Below are 21,162 nucleotides of genomic sequence, written 5' to 3'. Positions count from 1 at the left end.
GTACCGAGCTGGCCGCGACCGACACCACCGCATTCACCGCTGGCCACGGTGAGCCGATGTTGACCCAAGCGCTGCTCGATCGCCTCGAACCTCGGACGGCGGCTCGCGCTGGCTGTCGGCGAGCATTCTCGTTCGTGGCGGTAGGTGCCGGTGGATTCCGCCGGCATCCGGCAGCGATCTAACCCAGGTCGATTCGATAATCCAGGCTGACCCTGTCGGCGACCTCAAGCACCCGCTCTCCGGCGTAGGTCTGCCGCGTGAGGACGACCACCGGGACGCCGCCCGGAATCCGCAGGGTGTCGACCTCGTCGGTTACGGGCATCCTCGCACGGACCTGCTCCCGCACCGACGTGATCGTGTGGTCCAGGCTGTGAAGCTGTGCGGTGTTGCCGCCGGGCCACGGCTCGTTGGCGGGGTCGGCCACAGGGGGGCCGGTCACCATCTCCAGCAGCAGGTATGAGGTCGACATCTGCTGCGGCGTGCCGTGGACCCGGAAGACGAAGCGACGTTCGAGCAGCATCGTGCCCGGCTCGACGCCGAAGAGGTCGGCGATCGTCTCGCTCGCAGGCGTCTCGTGGAAGGTCTTGTCCAGGGTGTACGCCGACCACGGGATCTGCTGGTCCGCCGTGAACGACGTACCCAGTTCGCCGGAGCGGACCTGGTCGAGTTCCTTGCGATAGCGGTCGGAGCTGATACGCCGTACGGGCGTGGCGGGTCGCGCGTATGTGCCGCGCCCTATCTCGGTCACCACCAGGCCCTCGGCGCGCAGCAGGGCGAGCGCCTCCCTGGCTGTTCCGCGCGCCACGGAGAACTCGGCCATCAAGGTCGCTTCGCTGGGCAGTAGCGCCCCAGGCGGGATCGCGCCGGACATGATTCGGCGGCGCAGTTCTTCCGCCATCAACCGGTATCGGGGTGGCTCTGGGTGCGCGGTAGGCACGTCCGTCACGGTACCGCCGTTTCTCCGGCCGTCAGTGGCCATGCTTTCCCGGGTTGAACGGACCGGACCTGCGTCGAAGAGGCTCAAATTGCTCCGATCGTCAGAGCGAGTTGGCTGATCGAGGCCGTTGTGTCTGCGGTCCGTGCGACGTCGGCAACGAGGGTGCGCGGCATAGGTCGGTGGCGGATTTCAGCGGGCGCGATCGTGTCCGCTTGCACGAGCAGTCGAGCAGCGTTCGCGGGGTCATCGGCGTGAAAGTACGCACGGGCAGCGTCGATGAGATGCGCGGCGCGGTGTTCGACGGGCAGCCACCGCCAACCGTCCATCCCGATGGCCTTCCGGTGCCGGGAGATGGCCTCCGTCGCATCGCCCAGTTCGATAGCGGCGGCAACGCGGGCCAGCTCGACGGTCGTCGGCCCGAACGCGGTCCGATGATGGTCGTGCCGATCGCCGATCCGGGTGGCCATCTCGGCGGCTTCCTCCAGCAGGTCAGCGGCGGCGCGGTCGTCGCCGGCGGTCGCCGCGATCAGGGCGGCCTGCACCAGCAGCGCCCCGCACAACGACAACTCCTGCGGTGATCCGGCGTCGAGGTCGGGCGGAGCGATCTGGTAGGCGGCAGCCAGCATCACGGACTTCGCCCGTGCGGACCCGCGCAGGACTTGGCCGAGCTGCACCGCAGCGCAGGCCAGCAGGACCGGATCATCACTCGCGACGGCTACTGCCCGGTCGGCGGCCAACCAGGCGAGGCTTGCCTCGTCCAGCTTGACCAGCAGCGCCGCCGTGAGTCGGTACGCCTCGACCATCGCGATCCGGCACGCGTCCGGAGCCTGAATCTGAGCATGGTGGACCTCGCTCAACAGTGCGGGCAGCAGCTCAGTGAGCTGTGGATACCGGGCGTGCTGGTAGGTCGTCCACGCGTGCTCGATCTCGTAGCCCAACCGGGCTGGTGGCATCGTCTCGCGCGCGCCGGAGTGGCGCAGGACCATGTCGTAGGTCGACAGCGCGGCCCGGATCCGGGCGACACCTCCGCTGCGTTCGGCGGCTTCGGTGCTCCGGCTGTCGCTTCCGAGCAGGGTTGCGGCGTCGACCCGCAGCACGGTGGCGATGTCACGGATCACCGACACACGCTCCAATGACCGTACGCCGCGTTCGACCTTGTCCACCCAGCTCTTCGACTTGCCCAGACGGTCGGCGAACGTCTGCTGTGACAGCTTGCGTTGCACGCGCAGGTACGCGACCCGTCGTCCGATCGGCACCGCGTCACGACCCACGGGACCACGACCGGTCAGACGGAAGCCAGTGGCCTCGGTTGATCGGGACTCGGTGGCGGTTGCGGCAGGGGAGGTCGTTGCCGCACCGGCAGACGCGTCGCCATCGCTGCCAGGACCACACCGGCCGATGTCGGCTTGCGATGGTGAGTGCCACCGCCAAGAGGTATTCGTCGTAGGAGACCCGTTGGCGACTGGCCCCGGACCGGTGTCTCCTGCTCGCCGGCCGGTCCGCACCACCCGTCCGGTGAACTGAGCCCGAAGGATTTCGGGCAGTCTCCTCGTCCTGTGTCATCACCACGCCTCCTGCCAGCGCTTCGAGGGCCGTGGGCACCCCGCCTGCAGATTCAGGAGACGGAGTGCCCACGGTGGGGAGACCCGGCCGCCAAGCTGAGTAGCCCCACGAGCAACTTAGGACGCAATGTGCGCAGGGTCAACAGCTGGCGCACATAGCGTTGCAAGTCGGGGCTTCGGCGTGATCTCCTTGGACCAGCCGCCAAGCTGGGAGCACCACCGATGTCTGAAGCCGCATATCTGCAAGTCGCCCGGGACATCCGCGAGCAGGTCAGCTCCGGCGAACTGAATCCGGGCGACAAGCTGCCGTCCTTCGCCGCGCTCTGCGAGCACTATCAGGTCAGCAACACGGTCGTCCGCGCCGCCATGCTCATCCTCAAGGCCGAAGGACTCATCGACGGTCGGCAGGGCAAGGGCGTGTACATCGCCAACCCGCTTCCCAAGTAGCAGTTCGCCTACGGGCCGACCCGCCTGCTGAGGGCTTCGCTAGTGGCGTTCGTGCGGTAGACAGTTCGACGGACGCGAGTGGGCGTTCCGTGCCGAGGTGCGGGACTGGTGGAGGGTTGGCGGGATGGGCGAGAGAGGCGACCTCACCCGGTACGCGTACTGGTCGGAGCGGCGGGTGCGGTCCATCGCCGAGGACGGTGGGATCGACCTCAGGCCACGGTGGTGGTCGAAGGTGGCCCTCTCGGTGCCGCTTCTCAGCTCCACTGCCGAGTTCGGGCGGGAGCCTCGTGCGCTCTTTCGCAACGAGATCGCGGACCGGATCGAGCGCGGGATCGGGGATCTGGCGGTGGAGGACTTCGTGACGCCGCCCAAGGCTCGCTTCGCCAAGGGGCGGGGCCAGGTCGAGTTCACGCGTCTGGTCGGCTGCCAGCCGCCGCGCGTCGTCGTCGGCGTCCGGTCGGTGGCGTCCGACGGTAGCCGCGTCGCCGTCTGCCTTTTCGGCAGTACGGACAATCTCGCCGGCTCCGTGAGCGCGGGTGAGCAGCATTTCGGTACTGATTTTGGTGCCACTTCGGCGGGGTCGTCGATCAGCAGGTGGCTGGTGAGCGGATTCCCGGAGGGCCGGTCCCGGAGGATCAACCCGCAGTCGGTCTCGCGTGAGGCGGTGTCCATCGCGTTCGACAATGCTGTTGGCGGCGGGCCGTCGCGGCGTGATCGGGAACAGCCGGAGTTCAGCTTCGACCAGGTGACCGACGCGGAGTGGTTCGCCGAGATCTACAGCGACGTGGTGGTCATCCCGCGTCCGTGGACCGAACGGGCGTCGGTCGACCGGGTGCTGATCGGCGCTCCCCTGTGGGTGCGGACTCCGCGCGGGCGGGACGATGGTCGTCGGGCGATGAACGCGACAGGTGACTAGGGTGGTGGGCTCACCGCCATCGTGTGGCGAGGAATCACGCGCGGCGCGTGGCGCACACGATGGCGGTGAGCCCGGCTTGCGGCAGGACGTCAGACCTGGACGGGCAACTTCGGTCAGACCTGCGCGAGCAGGGCGGCGAGGCGCGCCGCCACGGGTGGGGCGTGCAGGTGGAGGCGGGCCACGTTGATCGCGTCGGCGCCGACCACGGAGAGCAGGGCCTGCGGGCCGACGGCGTACACGGAGAAGTAGCCTGCCTGGTTGCGGACGGTGGACTGCTGGAACTCGCCCTGACCGAGTCGGAGGCTGACCTGCCGGCCGAGGCCGAAGGTCGCCGCCGCCATCGCGGCCAGGTCGTCGGGGTCCAGCCCTGGTGGTACGTCGTGGGTGATGAGCAGGCCGTCCACGCCGCCGAGGACGCTTCCCTGCACGCCGGGGATCTGTAGGCGCAGCTCGGCGAGTTCGGTGCCGATGGCCGGGTACGGCAGTTTCGGGTTGCCGGCCAGCGACGGGGGGAGCCGGGGCGGTGGTGGGGCGGCCGGGCGTTGCGCGGTGCGGCGGGGTAAGAAGGTCTCGCTCACAGTTCGAGGCGCTCCTCGATGCTGCGCAACTGGTGCCGGGCCAGAGCCAGGTTCGAGCGGGTCTTGCTCAGCATCAGATAGAGGAACAGGCCCTTGCCGTTGGTGCCGTTCAGCGGCCGGATGATGTGGTACTGACCGCCGAGGGTGATCAGCATGTCCTCGATCTCGTCGTTGAGCTTGAGCATCTCGATGGTCCGCATCTTGGCGCGTACCACGTCGGTGTTGCCGGCGGCGGCGACGGTCAGGTCGATCTCCGGTGTGCCGCCCGCGACGCCGAGTGTCATCCCGCTGGTGTAGTCGACGAGCGCGACGCCGATCGCGCCGTCGATCGTCATGGCGTCCTTGAGGGCGGTGTCGAGGTTGGCCATGGTGCCTCCAGGTTCGACTGGCGTCCGAGTCCGCGCCAGCTCGTGGTCTTCACCGGGGCCGGGCCCCGGGTGAGGAAATCTCGGACGAGGGTGGCACACGCGACACGTGCTGTGCACCCGGGGCAGCGCGATCGGACTGAGCGGGCCACGCTCGGTGACCGGCGGGCCGGACGAGTTCGTCGCTGCGGCTGATGTCTCGGTGCCGATGTTGTCTGCTACTCAGTCCGCGACCTGGGCATCCCTGGCCGGCCGACCTCATTCCGGGGCGATGGCGGGTATCCGGGCGCGAGCATAGGAGTACCGCCGCCGACCACCCGACCGCACCGGGCACAGCATGTCGGGTGCGCGTTGCCGTCGCGCCCATAGTTTGGGTGGCGCAAGGAAGGAGGCACCGGGTGCTGGAGCGACTCAACCAGGCCATGGAGCACATCGAGCGGCATCTCGACCGGCCGGTGGACGCCGGTGAGCTGGCGCGGATCGCGGTCACGTCGGAGTACCACTTCCGGCGGCTGTTCTCCGCGCTGGCCGGTGTTCCGCTCTCCGAGTACGTGCGGCGTCGCCGGCTCACCGTGGCGGGCGCGGAGGTGGTCGCGGGGGAGCGGACGCTGCTCGACATCGCGGTCCGCTGGGGGTACGGCTCGGCCGAGGCGTTCGCCCGCGCGTTCAAGGCGGTGCACGGGGTCGGACCCGGCGAGGCCCGGCGTACCGGCGCGTTGTTGCAGGCCCAGCCCCGGATGTCCTTCCGACTGATCGTCGAAGGGAGCAGCAGCATGCGATACCGCATCGTGCAGAAGGAGCCGTTCCGGCTCGTCGGCCGCAAGGCCCGGGTGCCGCTGGTGCACGAGGGCATGAACCCGGCCATCGTGGCGTTCGTCAAGAGCATCGAACCGGCGACCCGGGACCGGATCGAGGCGCTGTCCGACCAGGAGCCGGCAGGTGTGGTCAACGTCGGCGACGGCCTCGCCGACAGCCGCGCCGAGGGCACCGAACTGGACTACTGGTACGGCGTGGTCACCGGCGCCGACGTGCCCGACGACCTGGACGCCATGCCGGTGCCGGCGGGCACCTGGGCGGTCTTCGAGAGCTCCGGGACCGTTCCGGAGGCGGTGCAGGACCTGTGGCGGGACGTGTTCACGCAGTGGTTCCCGTCCAACCCGTACCGGTCCCGGCCCGGGCCGGAGATCTCCCGTACCCGGATCTCGGCCGACGGCAGTCGTGCCGACGCGGAGCTGTGGATCCCGGTGGAGCCGGTCGCGGCCTGACGGCTCAGGTCGGCGTACCGGTGAGGCCGGCCAGCACCCGGCGCTGGAAGGCGCGGGCCTGCGGGCCGGACGGGGGTGGGCCGCCGTCGCGGGCGGCGATCGACCGGGTCACCAGGTCGGTGGTCGCGGCGTCGACGAGCGGTCCGGCCCCGTCCAACAGCCGCCGGCCGGCGGCCACCTTGGGCAGCCACACCCCGTGGTGCAGGCGTACCCAAGACCGGCACGCGCCGAGCACGGCGTCCTCCGCTCCGGGTGCGGGCACGTCGCCGGCCGGCAGCGGCAGCGCCAGCCACCAGCGCAGCGCCTCCGCCATGAGCCGCCGCAGGTCGTCGGGGGACAGGTCGGCGAAGACGTCGGCGGCGGGCGGGCCGAGAAGGGCCCGCCCGCCCTGGTGTAGGATGCTGCGGTCCAGGCCGTACCAGAACATCCCGTCGGCGGGCGGCCGGTCCGCCGGGCCGTACGACACCCGGAAGTCCATTCCCGCGCCGGTGTTCAGCTCCACCTCGAACCCCGGCTCGGGCGTGCCCGATCGGGCCACCTCCCACCGGTACACCACCAGCTCCAGCCCGCGCGCCGGGCAGGGCAGCGCCTCGTGCCGCAGCCGCGCCACCAGCTCACCGGCCGTCGCGCGGTCCAGCGGGCCGCCGCAGACCAGCGCCACGTCCACGTCACTGCGCCCCGGCTGGTACGCGCCCAACCCCACCGAGCCCGCCGCGTACGCGCCGCGCAGGTCGTCGCCGAGCACCTCGCGGGCGGCGGCGACCAGATCGGTCAGGTAGCGCAGTGGCGCGTCAGGCATGTTCGAGTTCGCCCGGCGCTCCCCAGCGCATCCCGGCGGGCAGGAAGTACGCCGAGACCTCGGTGCCCAGCGCGTGCCGGATCACCATTCGGGCGTGCTCGTCGAGGTCGGGCAGCCGCCCCGGGGCGAACCACCGCACGTCCGGCGACTCCTCGTCGTCGACCCGCAGGTCGCCGCCGAGCAGACGGCAGCGGAAGCCGAGGTTGAGGTACTCGCAGCGGTCCCCGTTCGGGTACGTGCGCGGGTGCGTCACCGCGCTGCTCAGGCGCAGCGGCTCGACCTCCAGACCGGTCTCCTCCAGCACCGCGCGGACCACCGCGCTCGCCGGCTGCTCCTCCGGCTCGACGAAGCCACTCACCACCGACCATCGCCCGTCGTAGGCGAGTCGGGAGAGCAGCAGCTCGCCCGCGTCGTTTCGGACCACCGCGCTGACGCTGGGTAGCCAAATCAGCTCGTGTCCGACGTGTTCACGCATCCGCAGGATGTATTCCGGTACGCCCATCCGGCGACCTTAGCCGGGCGCCGATCGGCCCGTGCATCCGGTCAGGACGAAGTGACGAGTGACCCGATTCCCCTGGCAGAGTTGGATTTCGGCTACTCGGACGCGCTCGGTGCGCGCACCGTCGCGGCGCGCCGACATTCGCGCGGCAGGCGTCCGCGTCCGTCGTCGCAGTGACATTCATTCGTGTACGGAGAGTGATAGGGCTGCTGCGACATTTTGTGTTTTTCGCTGTTTTCGCACGTAAAGCCACATGCAGGTCTACTGTGGAAAAGCCTGGTGACTTGCAGTGTTCCGGTGGCGGGCGGTCGCATCCCGATGCACAGTGATCCCATGAACGACATCGGACATGGGCGCTACTTCTGGTGTACGCGGCACCACCGGGTCGAGCACGAAGCCGACGTGTGCCCTGCCCGGCACGTCCTCGGCCCGTACGCCTCGGCAGCCGACGCGGAGAACGCCCTGCAGAAGGTGCGGGAGCGCAACGAAGCATGGGAGGCCGAGGACGCCCGTAGGGCCGAGGAGGACGGGGAGGAGAAGTAGCCGACGCGGGACGACCTCGCGTCGCGACACCACGTGCGCCGCGAGGGCGGTGGCACGTCCCCAAGGAGGAACCGAGATGGCCGAAGCACAACAGGCCACCCGACCGGCCGCGACGCGTACACCTGCCCGGCAGACTGCCGCCACGGACCGCACCGCCGGCCTCACCCGTACGCCGACCACACGTCGCGCGAACGGCACCGCCCCGGCCACCCGTACCGCGTCCGGTGGTGCCGGCCGGGCCCCGGCCTCCAAGCGCACCACCGCCACGACCCCGGCCACCAGGAGCACCACCACGGCGACCCCGGCCCCGCAGGCGACCGCGTCAGATGGCATGACGGCCCCGGCGCGTAAGCGCGCTGCCGTGAAGGCCCCCGCCAGCCAGATCACCGCAGCGACCCCTGCGGCTGCCGGTCGGAAGACCGCACCCGGGTCCGCTGCGGCTGCCGTCGGCACGAAGTCCGCAACCGCCGCTGCGGCGACGAAGACGACGGCTGCCGCTGCCGGTGCGGCGAAGAAGACCACCTCGGCGCGGGCCGGGTCGAGCGAGGGTCGGACGGCTCCGGCGCGTACGACGACGGCGGCCAAGCGGGCACCAACCAAGGCCACGACAGCGACGGCGACAGCGGCCCGGACCACGGCGGCGCGCAGCACGGGTACCCGGAGCACGGCCACTCGGAGCGCGGCGCCCGGCAGTGCAGCGGCCCGGGGCACGGCAGCGCGCACCACGGCCGCCAAGGCGTCCACGAGCGCGGCGACCCCGGCGCGCAAGACAGCTCCTGCCCGCAAGGCTGCTTCCGCTGCGTCCAAGACCGCGCCCGCGCGCAAGGCTGCTTCCGCTGCGTCCAAGACTGCGCCCGCACGGAAGGCCGCTCCCGCCGCGCGTAAGACTGCGCCCGCGCGCAAGGCCGCTCCCGCCGCGCGTAAGACCGCTCCCGCGCGGAAGACGGCGACGGCGCGGGCCACCGCGGCGCGTAAGGCCCCGGCCACGAAGACCACCGCAGCGGCCGGCAAGGCCCCCGCGCGCAAGACCACCACGGCGTCGACCCGGACCTCCGCCCGTACGACGGCGGCGAAGGCACCCGCCAAGAAGGCCCCGGCGAAGAAGGCGTCCACGGGTCGCGCCGCCCCGGCGAAGACGACGACGGCCGGTCGGACCGTCTCCGCCCGCAAGGCCGCTCCCGCCAAGAAGACGGCAACGGGTCGGGCCACTCCGGCCCGTAAGACCGCTCCCGCCAAGAAGGCCTCGACTGGTCGGGCCGCTCCGGCGCGCAAAGCCGCTCCGGCGAAGAAGGTGGCGACTGGTCGCGTCGCTCCTGCGAGGAAGACCGCTCCGGCGAAGAAGGCGACCGCGACCCGGCCGGCCGCGACCCGCAAGACGGCGACCGCAGCGAAGAAGACGACGACCCGGGCCACAGCGGCGCGCAAGTCCGCACCGGCCAAGAAGTCCGCGGCGAAGGCCACGAGCAGCGGTACGGCGGCCCGGAAGTCCACCGCCCCGGCGAAGAAGTCCACCGCCTCGGCGCGCAAGTCGACAGCGTCGACCCGGAAGTCCACGGCACCGGCCCGGAAGTCCACGGCGAGCGCGACGACCAGGGCGGCGGCCCGCAAGTCCACGGCCCCGGCGAAGAAGGCCACGACGAGCGCCGCGAGCCGTGCCCGCAAGTCCACTGGTCCGGCGGCCAAGTCCACCGCGAAGCGGACGACGACCTCGGCGACCTCGGCCCGCAAGGCCACCCCCGCCAAGTAGCCGACCTCGACCCAGCCTCCAGCGCCTTCCGCTGAGCAGGTCTCCCTGCCCGCCCACCCGGCCGGCCATCGACGCGCGATCATGGAGTTGTGGCCCCCGCGAAAGCCATGAAAGTGGGCAAAGCGACAGCCACAACTCCATGATCGGCGTGTGCGGGCTACGACGTGTGCGGGCTACGACGTGTGCGGGCTACGACGTGTGCGGGCCATGGCGTGTGCGGGGCACGGCGTTGGCGGGTCGTCTTCATGGGGTGCGCTCGGAGGAGGCTTGTCCTGGGCTGTGATTTGGTCCCTTCGGGTGCCGTCGGAGGGCCGTGGCCACGTGCGAGGCAGCAATATCCCTGATGCTGCTGCCTCGCGGCCCAGTTGAGGCAGCAGTATCAAGGATGTTGTGCGGATCTTCGCGGCCCGAGCTGCACAGGTGAGCAGGGTCGGGCAGGTGAGGGCGGCCGGTCGGGCGGACACCGCGGGGCATGGAGAGCTGCCCGCCCACCCCTGGTCGGCGTCTGCGCCAGGCGGCTCGCCTGATCCACCACGGACGTGTGGTGGCGGGGGGTCGGTCGGGGGAGGGCGGGGGGTGCGGGAGGCTGTCAGGATTGGCCCATGGTCATCCGACGGGTTGTCGCACCTCGCATCGACTTCGGTGGGCTACGTCGTGAGTTGGGGCTGCCTGAGGCGTACCCCGAGCAGGCGCAGCGGGAGGCCGACGAGGCGGTCGCCGCGCCGCCTCGGCCGACGGTGGACCGGACGGACGTTCCGCTGGTCACGGTGGACCCGCCGGGGTCGCGGGACCTGGACCAGGCGATGCACCTCAGCCGCCGTACGGGTGGCGGGTTCCGGGTGCGGTACGCGATCGCGGACGTGGCCTCGCACGTACGCCCGGGTGGTGCCCTGGAGGAGGAGACCTGGCGGCGGGGGCAGACGGTCTACCTGCCCGACGGCAACGTGCCGTTGCATCCGCACAGTCTCGGCGAGGGGGCGGCGAGCCTGCTGCCGGACGTGGACCGGGCGGCGGTGCTGTGGACCATCGACCTGGACGCCGACGGCGCGACCACGGCTGTCTCGCTGGAGCGGGCGCTGGTGCGCAGCCGGGCCCAGTTGGATTATCCGAGTGTGCAGGCCGACGCGGATGCGGGTCGGTTGCCGGAGCCGATCGCGTTGTTGCCGGAGATCGGTGCGCTGTTGACCGCCCGGGGTCTGCGCCGGGGTGCGATCAACCTGCCGATCCCGGAGCAGGACGTGGAGGCCGACGGCGACGGGTGGCGGCTGGTGCTGCGGGCACCGGTGCCGATGGAGGAGCACAACGCGCAGATCTCGCTGCTCACCGGGATGGCGGCGGCGGACCTGATGCTGGCCGGGGGGATCGGCCTGTTGCGGACGATGCCGGCGCCGAAGCCGGAGGCGGTGCAGCGGCTGCGGGCGGCGGCGGGGCCGCTGGGCGTGGACTGGCCGGAGGGGATGAGCGTCGGGGAGTTGCTGCTGGGGCTGGACCCGGCGCAACCGAGGGCCGCCGCCTTCGTCGACCAGGCGGCGGAGCTGATGCGGTCGGCGGCGTACACGGCGTTCGACGGCGAGGTCCCGGAGCAGCCGGCGCACGGTGGGGTGGCGGCCGCGTACGCGCATGTGACGGCGCCGCTGCGACGGCTGGCCGACCGGTACGCCACGGAGGTCTGCCTGGCCCTGCACGACGGCCGTGCGGTGCCGGACTGGGCCCGGGAGGCGTTGCCCCGGCTGCCGGCGGTGATGTCGACGACGGACCGGGCCGCGTCGGCGGCCAGCCGGGGTGCGATCGACCTGGCCGAGGCGGTGTTGTTGGCGCACCGGGTGGGGGAGACGTTCGACGCGGCGGTGCTCGACGTCGACGCGCCGCCGAACGGCAAGGGGCGCGCGAACCGTCCGCCCGGTGGTGCGGTGGCCCTCGACGATCCGCCGGTACGGGCCCGGTGCACCGGTGAGTTGACGCTCGGCACCCGGGTCCGGGTCCGGCTGGTCACGGCCGACCCGACCACCCGCACGGTCACGTTCGACCTCGCCTGACCGACCCGCCACGAGAACCGACCCGCCACGAGAACCGGCCTGGCGCGGAGCCGCCGACCCGCTACGGGAGCCGACCCGCCACGAGAACCGGCCCGGCGCGGAGCCGACCCGCTACGGGAGCGGCTCCCCGCGACCCTGGATCACCTGGACCCGACCCGGCCGTCGAAGGTGCGGCGGTGCGTGGTCGAGTCGCTGCGGGCGGTCGTCGACGGACCCACCCAAGGGGGTTTGTCACAGCTCAGGGCGCTGCTGCGCGGCCGCTGGATTTGCGAGGATGGCGACCATGGCATATGACGCGAGCGACCTGCCCGACGTTTCCGGGCTCACCGTCGGCATCATCGGTGGCACCGGTGACCAGGGCCGGGGGCTCGCCTACCGGTTCGCCCGGGCCGGTCAGACGGTGCTCATCGGATCCCGTTCCGCGCAGCGCGCGGCCGAGTCGGCGGCGGAGATCGCCGCCCTGCCGGGGGTACCGGCCGAGGGCAGCGTGACCGGGGCGGACAACGAGGAGGTGGCCCGCCGCAGTGACGTGGTCATCATCGCGGTGCCGTGGGACGGGCACGCCGCCATCGTCGCCGCGCTCGCCGCACCGCTCGCCGGCAAGATCGTGGTCGACTGCGTGAATCCGCTCGGCTTCGACAAGCAGGGCCCGTACGCGCTGCCGGTGGCGGAGGGCAGCGCCGTCCAGCAGGCCGCCGCGCTGCTGCCCGACTCCCGGGTCTGCGCGGCGTTCAACCACGTCAGCGCGCCGCTGCTGGCCGACCCGGAGATCGACCGGATCGAGCTGGACGTGCTGATCTGCACCGAGGAGCGGGAACTGGTCGGGATCGTCGGCGCGCTCGCCGCCCGTATCCCCGGCATGCGGGGCATCTACGCCGGTCGGCTGCGTAACGCGCACCAGATCGAGGCGTTCACCGCCAACCTGATCGCGATCAACAAGCGCTACAAGGCGCACGCGGGCGTCCGCGTCACCGACGTCTGAGCGACCGTACGCGCAGCGGCCCGCCGGAGTTCCGGCGGGCCGCTGGCGTACGTAGAGGTCAGAAGGTGACGCTGACGCCGGCCGCCTTGCAGGCGGCGGTCAGGTCGACGCCGGCCTTCTCGAAGGTCGGGTTGTCGGCGGCGGCGGCCGGATCCTTGGCGGCTGCCGCCCGCCCCGCCTCGGTGCTGAACTTCCCGAGCGCGGCGGCCACCTTGCTGTCGCCGCCGCCCTGCGACGCCAGCTCGGTCATCTTCTCCTCAAGCCCGCCCAGGATCTTCTTCATCGTGGCCGCCGAGGTGTCGCCGGACTGGACGGCCTTCACGAAGGCCCCCCGCATCTCGTCGCTGGCCGCCTGCGCCGACTGGCACAGCTTCTTGTCGCCGACCACGTCGGCGTTGCTGGCCGTGGACGGCGCGGAGGCGTCGGGTGCGGCGGAGGTGGCCGAGGGCGCGGCCGAGGAGGGCGGTACGGCGGACGGGGCGGTGTCGGCGGCGGTGTCGGCCGAGTCCCCGCCGCAGGCGGTGAGCGCCAGCAGGCAGGCGCACGCCAGGGCCAGGACGGAGGTGTGCATTCGCTTCACGGGCCGGTACGTTAGCCGCCTTGCCGGGATCCCGCTGCCCGGTTCCGAGGAGGTGCCGCCGCCGGGCCGGTGCGCGTCACAGGCCGCGACGCGCACCGGCGTCCTGCTCAGAAGGTGTGTTCGGCGCCGGGGAACTCGCCGCCGCGTACCTCGTCGGCGAAGCGCCGGGTGGCCTCGCCGAGCACGCCCGCGAGGTCGGCGTAGCGCTTGACGAACCGGGGCGTCCGGCCGGTACGCAGCCCCGCCATGTCCTGCCAGACCAGCACCTGGGCGTCGGTCTCCGGACCGGCGCCGATGCCCACCGTCGGGATGCTCAGCTCGGCGGTGATCCGCTTGGCGACCTCACCGGGCACCATCTCCAGCACCACCGCGAAGGCGCCCGCCTCGGCCACCGCCCGCGCGTCGGCGAGCACGTCCTCGGCGGTGTCGCCCCGGCCCTGCACCCGGTAGCCGCCGATGGTGTGCTCGCTCTGCGGCGTGAACCCGATGTGCGCCATCACCGGGATGCCGGCGCCGACGATGGCGGCGATCTGGTCGGCGCAGCGCCGGCCGCCCTCCAACTTCACCGCGTGGCAGCCGCCCTCCTTCATGAACCGGACGGCGGTGCGCAGGGCCTGGGTGGGACCCTCCTCGTACGAGCCGAACGGCAGGTCGCCGACGACGAGTGCCTGCCGAGTGGCCCGGACGACCGCCCGGACCAGCGGCAGCAACTCCTCGGCGGTCACCGGCAGGGTGGTCTCGTAGCCGAACACGTTGTTGGCGGCCGAGTCGCCGACCAGCAGCACCGGGATGCCGGCGGCGTCGAAGATCGAGGCGCTGTACTGGTCGTACGAGGTGAGCATGGGCCACTTCTCGCCGCGTTCCTTGGCGGCGATCAGGTCGCGGGTGCGGACCCGTCGGGTGACCGGGCCGCCGTAGAGGGCGGTCACCTCGGGCGGGGTGGACTCCACCATGACTGTCTCCTTCCTCGAGGCCGCGTACGCGGTCCCCGGGCTCTGCCGCGATCGTCGCACCGGCGGCCCCGGTCGCGGCAGAGCGCAGTGGAGGATGTCACTCGCCGGTGGTCAGCCGTCCTCGCGCCATCGGTTGGTGATCGGCAGCCGGCGGTCCCGCCCGAACGCCTTCATCGAGATCTTCGCCCCGGGCGCGGACTGGCGGCGCTTGAACTCGGCGGTATCCACCAGCCGGAGCACCTTCTCCACCACCGCCGGGTCGTGCCCGGAGGCGACCAGGCCGTCGCGGCCCAGGTCGCCGTCGATGTAGCCGATCAGGATCGGGTCGAGTACGTCGTAGTCGGGCAGCGCGTCGCTGTCGAGCTGGCCGGGGCTCAGCTCGGCGCTGGGCGGTTTGCCGATCGAGTTCTCCGGGATCGGCGGCGTGCCGCCCCGCCGGGTCGCCTCGGCGTTGCGCCAGGTGGCCAGCCGCCAGACCAGCGTCTTCCAGACATCCTTGATCGGGTTGAAGCCGCCGACCGAGTCGCCGTAGAGGGTGGAGTAGCCGACCGCCAGTTCGCTCTTGTTGCCGGTGGTGAGCACCAGGTGGCCCTCCTGGTTGGACAGGGCCATCAGGATGACGGCGCGTATCCGGGCCTGGAGGTTCTCCACCGCCACCCCGGACAGCGACATGTTCGCCAGGAAGGTGTCGACCATCGGTTGGATGGGCTCGATCCGGTAGTCCAGACCGGTGCGCTTGGCCAGGTCGGCGGCGTCGTCGCGGCTGTGCTCGGAGGAGTGCTGGCTGGGCATGGAGAGGGCGACCACCCGGTCGGGACCGAGCGCGTCCACCGCGATGGCGGCCACCACCGCCGAGTCGATGCCGCCGGAGAGCCCGAGCACCACCGAGGGGAAGCCGTTCTTGTCGACGTAGTCGCGCAGCCCCAGCACCAGGGCCTGCCACACCTCGGCCTCGTCGGCGACCGGCTCGATGATCCCGCCGTGCGCCGGCGGGCCGTCGGGTGCCGGGGGCAGGCCGTCGATCGCGCGCCGCACCATCCGCAGCCCGCCGGTGAGTTCCGCGCCGTCGCGGGCGCCGCCGAGGGTGGCGCCCGGACCGCTGCCCGTCTCCGGCAGCTCCACGTCGTGCACGAGCAGGTGCTCCACGAACTGCGGTGCGCGGGCCAGCAGCGTGCCGTCCGCCGCGACGATCATGGAGTCACCCTCGAAGACCAGTTCGTCCTGGCCGCCGACCATGTTGACGTACGCGATGGTCGCCTCGGCCTCGGCGGCGCGTCGGCGGACCACCGGCAGTCGCAGGTCGTCCTTGTTCAGCTCGTACGGCGAGCCGTTGATGCTGACCACCAGCCCGACCCCGGCGTCGCGGGCGGCGGCGAACGGGCCGCCGGCCTGCCACAGGTCCTCGCAGATGGTCAGCGCCACGTCCACCCCGCCGAGCCGGACGACGGTCAGCGTGTCGCCGGGCACGAAGTAGCGGTCCTCGTCGAAGACGCCGTAGTTGGGCAGGTGGTGCTTGAAGTAGGTGACCACCACCTCGCCCCGGTGCAGCAGCGCGGCGGCGTTGCGGGCGCCCCGGCCGGGCTCGGCGTCCGGGCTGACCTGGGGCGGACCGTCGGCGTCGAGGTAGCCGACCACGACCGGCAGGTCGCCCAGCCCGTCGGCGGCCAGGTCGGCGGCGAGGCGGTGCAGCGCCGCCTGCGACGCCGCGACGAAGGACCGCCGGAACACCAGGTCCTCGACCGGGTAGCCGGTCAGCGCCAGCTCCGGGAAGATCACGAGTCGGGCATCGGCGTCGGCGGATCTCCGGGTCCACGAGCGGATCATCTCGGCGTTGCCGGCGATGTCGCCGACCCGGGGGTTGACCTGGCACAGGGCGAGACGCAGGGTGGGCATGTCCTCATCTTGCCCACGGCGGGCGGCCTCGACACGTGGTGTCCGCGCAGACCACGCCACCCGGCGACCGTGGGTCGGGACTGGGCGGGACGCGGTGGCCGTGGGTCGGTTAACGTCTGCGTAATCGGGTCGGTGGAGACTGGTCGGTCAGGTCGGGTAATCACCGTCCGAAGCCGGACATAGCGTGTCGCGGAAGGTTGGGGCAGTGGACCGTCAGCAGGAGTTCGTCCTCCGCACGCTCGAAGAGCGGGACATCCGTTTCGTCCGGCTGTGGTTCACCGACGTGCTCGGCACGCTCAAGAGCGTGTCCGTCGCCCCCGCCGAGCTGGAGGCCGCCTTCGAGGAGGGCATCGGGTTCGACGGCTCGGCGATCGAGGGCTTCGCCCGGGTCTTCGAGTCGGACATGGTCGCCATGCCCGACCCGACCACCTTCCAGGTCTTCCCGTTCGAGGGCGGGGTCAGCGGCGAGAGCGCCCGGATGTTCTGCGACATCCTGCTCCCCGACGGCGGGCCCTCCTGGGCCGACCCCCGGCACGTGCTGCGCCGGGCGCTGTCCCGGGCGGCGGAGAAGGGCTTCACCTTCTACACCCACCCGGAGATCGAGTTCTTCCTGCTGGAGAACGGCCCGATGGACGGCAGCGTGCCGGTGCCGGTGGACAGCGGCGGCTACTTCGAGCACACCACGCACGCGGTGGCCCGTGACTTCCGCCGCCAGGCGGTGCTCTCGCTGGAGCGGATCGGCATCTCGGTCGAGTTCAGCCACCACGAGGTCGCCCCCGGCCAGCAGGAGATCGATCTGCGCTACGCCGACGCCCTGACCACCGCCGACAACATCATGACCTTCCGGCACGTGGTCAAGGAGGTGGCGCTCTCCACCGGCGTGCAGGCCACCTTCATGCCCAAGCCCTTCACCGACCAGCCGGGCAGCGGCATGCACACCCACCTGTCGCTGTTCGAGGGGGAGCGCAACGCGTTCCACGACGCGGGCGACCCGATGAAGCTCTCCAAGGTGGCCCGGGCCTTCATCGCCGGGCTGCTGGTGCACGCCCGGGAGTACACGGCGGTCACCAACCAGTGGGTCAACTCCTACAAGCGGCTCTTCCCGCAGGCGCTGCCGGACCGGGTCACCGAGAGCCCGGCGTACGTGTGCTGGGGGCACCTGAACCGCTCCGCGCTGGTCCGCGTCCCGGCGTACGGCAAGCCGAACTCGGCTCGGGTGGAGGTCCGCTCGCCCGACTCGGCCGCCAACCCGTACCTCGCCTTCGCGGTGCTGCTCGGCGCCGGGATGAAGGGCATCGAGGAGGGGTACGAGCTGCCGCCGGGCGCCGAGGACGACGTCTGGTCGCTGACCAGCGCCGAACGCCGCGCCATGGGGTACGAGCCGTTGCCCGAGAACCTCGCCGAGGCGATCGACGTGATGGCCGGCTCCGAGCTGGTCGCCGAGGTGCTCGGCGAGCACGTCTTCGACTTCTTCCTGCGCAACAAGCGCGCCGAGTGGGAGCAGTACCGCCGCGAGGTCACCCCGTACGAGCGCCAGCGGTACCTGTCGCTGTAGGACTGCCACCACCGCCCGGGCGGGCGTTGCGCGGTGCCGCTATCGTCTCGATCACCGTGCCGGCGCCCGCCGGCCGCAGACGGTGGGGGAGGCAGTCGGTGCTGGAGGATCTGCTCAGCGGAGCCTGGCAGAGCGTGGTGTTCGGGGTGGTCGGCGTCGGGCTGATGGCCGCCGGTTTCGTCCTGGTCGACCTGCTGACCCCGGGCAAGCTGCGGGACCTGATCTGGATACGCCGCAACGCCAACGCCGGTCTGCTGCTCGCCGCCAACCAGCTCGGCGTCGCCGGGATCGTCTTCACCGCGATCCTGACCAGCTACAGCGACTTCGCCAAGGGGCTGGCCTCGACCGTCCTGTTCGGAGTGATCGGCCTGGGCATCATGGCGCTGGCCTTCTTCGTGCTCGACCTGCTCACCCCCGGCAAGCTGGGCGAGGTGATCTGCTCCGACGAGCCGCACCCGGTCGCCAAGGTCAGCGCCGCCACCCACTTCGGCGCCGCGCTGATCGTCTGCGCCTGTATCGCCTGAGCTGAACCCGCGTCACCACGACCCCGGTCGGGCCCGTCGGCCCGGCCGGGGTCGTCGTCGTGTGCGGCGCGGTGCATCGCCACTGAAAAGTCTTGCGGCCACCTTCCATGTTTCTGACCAGCGAAAGCTCCGAATATCGGAGGTTGTCTCTGGCTATTCGAGATACATGCTGGTAACTTCCTCGCAACCTTTGCTGCAAGGGCTTGCAACACCTTTCGCGTCAATGCGCCGGGCCGAGCCCGACGCGGGGTGTCAGGAGAGCCATGGAACGTCGTTCGTGGGGTCGGGTACGGGTGTCCGGCCGGAGACGGGCGCGCTGGGGCGTGGTCGCCCTGGTCGCCGGACTCGTCGCCGGCCTGCTGCCGGTGACCGCGGCCTCGGCCGCCAACACCGTCACGGTCTACTACCAACCACCGGCGGCCTGGGGCGCGTCGGTCAACATCCACTATGGCGTCGACGGGGCCGCCTGGACGCCGGTGCCCGGTGTCGCCATGGACGCCGCCTGCACGGGCTGGCGTCGCAAGACGATCGACCTGGGCGCCGCCACCGGCCTCCAGGTGGTCTTCACCAACGGCACGGGGACCTGGGACAACAACAACGGCGCGAACTACCGGCTCGGCACCGGCACGGTCACCGTGGCCGGTGGCCGGGTCACCCCCGCCGCGCCCGACCCGTGCGGGCCGCCGCCCGCGCCGGACACCACCGCACCGACCGTGCCGACCGGCCTACGGGCCACCGTGGACGCGGTGACCGTCACCCTGACCTGGGCGGCGTCGACCGACGACCGGGCGGTGACCGGGTACGAGGTGACGCGTACCGGGGGCACCGCCGGGCCCGTCACCGTGACCGCGACCGGCACCCGGCACGTCGCCGGGGGCCTGGCACCCCGCACCGCGTACCGGTGGACGGTGCGGGCCCGCGACGCGGCCGGCAACTGGTCGGCGGCGAGCGCGCCGGTCACCGCGACCAGCGGCGACGCCCCGCCCGCCTCGGCCGGCGGTTCGCCGCTCGGCGGTGATCCTCGCGAGGACAGCATCTACTTCGTGATGACCGCCCGGTTCGCCGACGGCGACCCGAGCAACAACCGGGGTGGCAGCCAGCACGTCCGCTCCGGCAACGCGGCCAACGACGACCCGATGTTCCGGGGCGACTTCCAGGGGCTGATCGACAAGCTGGACTACGTCAAGGCGCTCGGCTTCTCCGCCCTCTGGATCACCCCGGTGGTCCTGAACCGCTCCGACTACGACTTCCACGGCTATCACGGCTGGGACTTCCACCGCGTCGATCCGCGACTGGAGAGCCCCGGCGCCAGCTACCAGGACCTGATCAACGCCGCGCACGCCAAGGGCATCAAGATCTTCCAGGACGTGGTCTACAACCACAGCTCACGGTGGGGGGCCAAGGGCCTGTTCACCCCGACCGTGTACGGCGTCCGCGACGAGCAGTGGAAGTGGTACTACGACCAGCCGCAGGCCGGTCGGGAGTACGACCCGATGGTGGAGCACGACGGTGCCGACCCGACGCTGACCCCGGCGCAGAACGCGCTCGCGAAGGGCCGGACGTACACCGGTGACCTCTGGTCGTCGCAGGCGCCGCCCGACAACCGGTGCCTGCGCTGGGGCACCCCGAACGGCACGTACAGCCGGGAGGGGTACACCGTGCACCACTGCCAGTGGCCCGTCCCCACCAGCGGCCTGTTCCCCGCCGACCTCTACCACCAGTGCTGGATCGGTAACTGGGAGGGCGAGGACTCGCGTAGCTGCTGGCTGCACGAGGACCTGGCCGACTTCAACACCGAGAACCCGCAGGTGCAGCAGTACCTGATCGACGTCTACAACAGGTTCATCGACATGGGCGTGGACGGGTTCCGGGTGGACACCGCCGTGCACATCCCCCGGGTCACCTGGAACCGGCGCTTCCTGCCGGCGATCCAGCAGCACGCGGTGGCCCGGCACGGCGAGAAGGGCAAGGACTTCTACGTCTTCGGCGAGGTCGCCGCGTTCGTCAACGACAAGTGGAACCGGGGCTCGGTCAACCACTCCGCGCAGTTCTTCACCTGGAAGGAGCGCCGGGAGTACAGCCCTGACGACGTCCGCGCCGCGATCGAGCAGTACGACTACGAGCAGCTCCTCGGCACCGGCAACCAGCCGACCAGCGACAACGCCTTCCTGCGCGGCAACGACTACCACGTGCCCGACCACTCGCGGTTCTCCGGCATGCACGTGATCGACATGCGGATGCACATGAACTTCGGCGACGCGCACAACGCCTTCGGCAACGGCCGGGACTCCGACGACAGCTACAACGACGCCACCTACAACGTGGTCTACGTCGACAGCCACGACTACGGGCCGAACAAGTCCTCGGTGCGATACACCGGCGGCACCGACGCGTGGGCGGAGAACATGAGCCTGATGTGGACGTTCCGGGGCATCCCGACGCTCTACTACGGCTCGGAGATCGAGTTCCAGAAGGGCGCGCGGATCGACTGCGGCCCGAGCTGCCCGCTGGCCACCACCGGCCGGGCCTACTACGGCGCCCACCTGGCGGGCAACGTCACCGCCGCGGACTTCGGGGTGGTCGCGAACGCCACCGGCACCGTCGCGCAGACGTTGCAGAAGCCGCTGGTCAAGCACGTGCAACGGCTCAACCAGATCCGTCGGGCCGTCCCCGCGCTGCAGAAGGGGCAGTACTCGACCGAGGGGATCAGCGGCAACCAGCTCGCGTACAAACGCCGGTACACGGCCGGCGGGGTGGACAGCTTCGCGCTGGTCACCGTCTCCGGCGGGGCCACCTTCAGCGGCATCCCCAACGGCACCTGGACCGACGCCGTGACCGGGGACGTCAAGGTGGTCACCAACGGCACCCTCACCGCGTCGGTCAGCGGCAAGGGCAACCTGCGGGTCTACGTCCTGGCCCGGCCCGGAAACCCGGCCCCCGGCAAGATCGGCGACACCGGTCCGTACCTGCGCTGACCGGCG

At 71.4% G+C, this 21,162-nt stretch carries 19 protein-coding genes; 10 read left to right on the top strand and 9 right to left on the bottom strand.

The genetic code is table 11. The features are described 5' to 3' along the window. Window positions 1-178 precede the first annotated feature (178 nt). Both ACIBO1_RS29365 and ACIBO1_RS29360 read right to left on the bottom strand, forming a co-directional pair. Window positions 179-898: a GntR family transcriptional regulator gene (locus ACIBO1_RS29365; protein WP_396752075.1), complete on the bottom strand. Its 720-nt coding sequence runs from the start codon at window positions 896-898 to the stop codon at window positions 179-181. 122 nt (window positions 899-1,020) lie between these two features. Further along, window positions 1,021-2,208: a helix-turn-helix domain-containing protein gene (locus ACIBO1_RS29360; RefSeq protein ID WP_396752072.1), complete on the bottom strand. Its 1,188-nt coding sequence runs from the start codon at window positions 2,206-2,208 to the stop codon at window positions 1,021-1,023. Window positions 2,209-2,721: 513 nt separating this feature from the next. Between ACIBO1_RS29360 and ACIBO1_RS29355 the strand changes: the two genes are divergently transcribed. Beyond that, complete coding sequence (locus ACIBO1_RS29355) at window positions 2,722-2,946, top strand: winged helix-turn-helix domain-containing protein (protein ID WP_396752070.1); 225 nt, start codon at window positions 2,722-2,724, stop codon at window positions 2,944-2,946. Window positions 2,947-3,178: 232 nt separating this feature from the next. Beyond that, the gene (locus tag ACIBO1_RS29350; RefSeq protein WP_396752068.1) at window positions 3,179-3,862 is read left to right on the top strand and encodes a hypothetical protein; all 684 of its coding nucleotides are present in this window, start codon (window positions 3,179-3,181) and stop codon (window positions 3,860-3,862) included. Window positions 3,863-3,975: 113 nt separating this feature from the next. Here the strand turns inward: ACIBO1_RS29350 and ACIBO1_RS29345 are convergent, their stop codons facing one another. Together ACIBO1_RS29345 and ACIBO1_RS29340 are read right to left on the bottom strand one after the other, a co-directional pair. After that, a complete protein-coding gene (locus tag ACIBO1_RS29345; RefSeq protein ID WP_396752066.1) occupies window positions 3,976-4,440 on the bottom strand; it encodes a roadblock/LC7 domain-containing protein in 465 nt (154 codons plus the stop codon). Continuing rightward, window positions 4,437-4,808, bottom strand: coding sequence for a hypothetical protein (locus ACIBO1_RS29340; protein WP_396693278.1), 372 nt, complete (start codon window positions 4,806-4,808; stop codon window positions 4,437-4,439). The genes ACIBO1_RS29345 and ACIBO1_RS29340 overlap by 4 nt, the downstream gene beginning before the upstream one ends. Before the next feature lie 395 nt (window positions 4,809-5,203). On the opposite strand from ACIBO1_RS29340, the gene ACIBO1_RS29335 reads away from it, so the two are divergent. Continuing rightward, window positions 5,204-6,070 carry a GyrI-like domain-containing protein gene (locus tag ACIBO1_RS29335; protein WP_396752063.1) on the top strand — a complete coding sequence of 289 codons (867 nt, stop codon included), beginning with the start codon at window positions 5,204-5,206 and terminating at the stop codon, window positions 6,068-6,070. 4 nt (window positions 6,071-6,074) lie between these two features. Here ACIBO1_RS29335 and ACIBO1_RS29330 read toward each other — a convergent pair whose 3' ends face one another. Together ACIBO1_RS29330 and ACIBO1_RS29325 are read right to left on the bottom strand one after the other, a co-directional pair. After that, window positions 6,075-6,869, bottom strand: a complete 795-nt coding sequence (locus ACIBO1_RS29330) for a nucleotidyltransferase domain-containing protein (RefSeq protein WP_396752061.1) — start codon at window positions 6,867-6,869, stop codon at window positions 6,075-6,077. Continuing rightward, a complete protein-coding gene (locus ACIBO1_RS29325) occupies window positions 6,862-7,371 on the bottom strand; it encodes an NUDIX hydrolase (RefSeq protein ID WP_396752059.1) in 510 nt (169 codons plus the stop codon). The genes ACIBO1_RS29330 and ACIBO1_RS29325 overlap by 8 nt, the downstream gene beginning before the upstream one ends. 330 nt (window positions 7,372-7,701) lie before the next feature. Here ACIBO1_RS29325 and ACIBO1_RS29320 point away from each other — a divergent pair, with 330 nt between their 5' ends. From ACIBO1_RS29320 to npdG, 4 genes are all read left to right on the top strand, one after another. After that, on the top strand, window positions 7,702-7,911 hold the full coding sequence (locus ACIBO1_RS29320; RefSeq protein WP_396752057.1) for a hypothetical protein: 210 nt from the start codon (window positions 7,702-7,704) through the stop codon (window positions 7,909-7,911). A 76-nt stretch (window positions 7,912-7,987) separates the two neighbouring features. Continuing rightward, complete coding sequence (locus ACIBO1_RS29315; protein ID WP_396752055.1) at window positions 7,988-9,658, top strand: hypothetical protein; 1,671 nt, start codon at window positions 7,988-7,990, stop codon at window positions 9,656-9,658. A gap of 602 nt (window positions 9,659-10,260) precedes the next feature. After that, window positions 10,261-11,694, top strand: coding sequence for an RNB domain-containing ribonuclease (locus ACIBO1_RS29310; RefSeq protein WP_396752053.1), 1,434 nt, complete (start codon window positions 10,261-10,263; stop codon window positions 11,692-11,694). 283 nt (window positions 11,695-11,977) lie between these two features. Beyond that, window positions 11,978-12,676 (top strand): NADPH-dependent F420 reductase, encoded by a 699-nt coding sequence (gene npdG, locus ACIBO1_RS29305; protein WP_350698541.1) that lies wholly within the window; start codon window positions 11,978-11,980, stop codon window positions 12,674-12,676. A gap of 58 nt (window positions 12,677-12,734) precedes the next feature. On the opposite strand, the gene ACIBO1_RS29300 is transcribed toward npdG, so the two are convergent. From ACIBO1_RS29300 to ACIBO1_RS29290, 3 genes are all read right to left on the bottom strand, one after another. After that, window positions 12,735-13,256 (bottom strand): hypothetical protein, encoded by a 522-nt coding sequence (locus ACIBO1_RS29300; RefSeq protein ID WP_396752051.1) that lies wholly within the window; start codon window positions 13,254-13,256, stop codon window positions 12,735-12,737. 107 nt (window positions 13,257-13,363) lie between these two features. Next, on the bottom strand, window positions 13,364-14,209 hold the full coding sequence (gene panB, locus ACIBO1_RS29295; protein ID WP_396752049.1) for a 3-methyl-2-oxobutanoate hydroxymethyltransferase: 846 nt from the start codon (window positions 14,207-14,209) through the stop codon (window positions 13,364-13,366). Between the two features lie 111 nt (window positions 14,210-14,320). Continuing rightward, window positions 14,321-16,102: an NAD+ synthase gene (locus tag ACIBO1_RS29290; protein WP_396752046.1), complete on the bottom strand. Its 1,782-nt coding sequence runs from the start codon at window positions 16,100-16,102 to the stop codon at window positions 14,321-14,323. A gap of 205 nt (window positions 16,103-16,307) precedes the next feature. On the opposite strand from ACIBO1_RS29290, the gene glnA reads away from it, so the two are divergent. From glnA to ACIBO1_RS29275, 3 genes are all read left to right on the top strand, one after another. Next, window positions 16,308-17,657: a type I glutamate--ammonia ligase gene (gene glnA / locus ACIBO1_RS29285; protein WP_131054872.1), complete on the top strand. Its 1,350-nt coding sequence runs from the start codon at window positions 16,308-16,310 to the stop codon at window positions 17,655-17,657. 98 nt (window positions 17,658-17,755) lie between these two features. Continuing rightward, entirely contained in the window at window positions 17,756-18,181 is a 426-nt protein-coding gene (locus tag ACIBO1_RS29280; RefSeq protein WP_350698551.1) for a DUF350 domain-containing protein, read from the top strand. A gap of 263 nt (window positions 18,182-18,444) precedes the next feature. Further along, entirely contained in the window at window positions 18,445-21,156 is a 2,712-nt protein-coding gene (locus ACIBO1_RS29275) for an alpha-amylase family glycosyl hydrolase (RefSeq protein ID WP_396752043.1), read from the top strand. Window positions 21,157-21,162: the final 6 nt, after the last annotated feature.

It is taken from the genome of Micromonospora sp. NPDC049903 (genome assembly GCF_044460945.1).
In the GTDB taxonomy this organism is placed as follows: Bacteria; Actinomycetota; Actinomycetes; order Mycobacteriales; family Micromonosporaceae; genus Micromonospora.
This window is presented reverse-complemented; position numbering and strand designations above follow the sequence as displayed.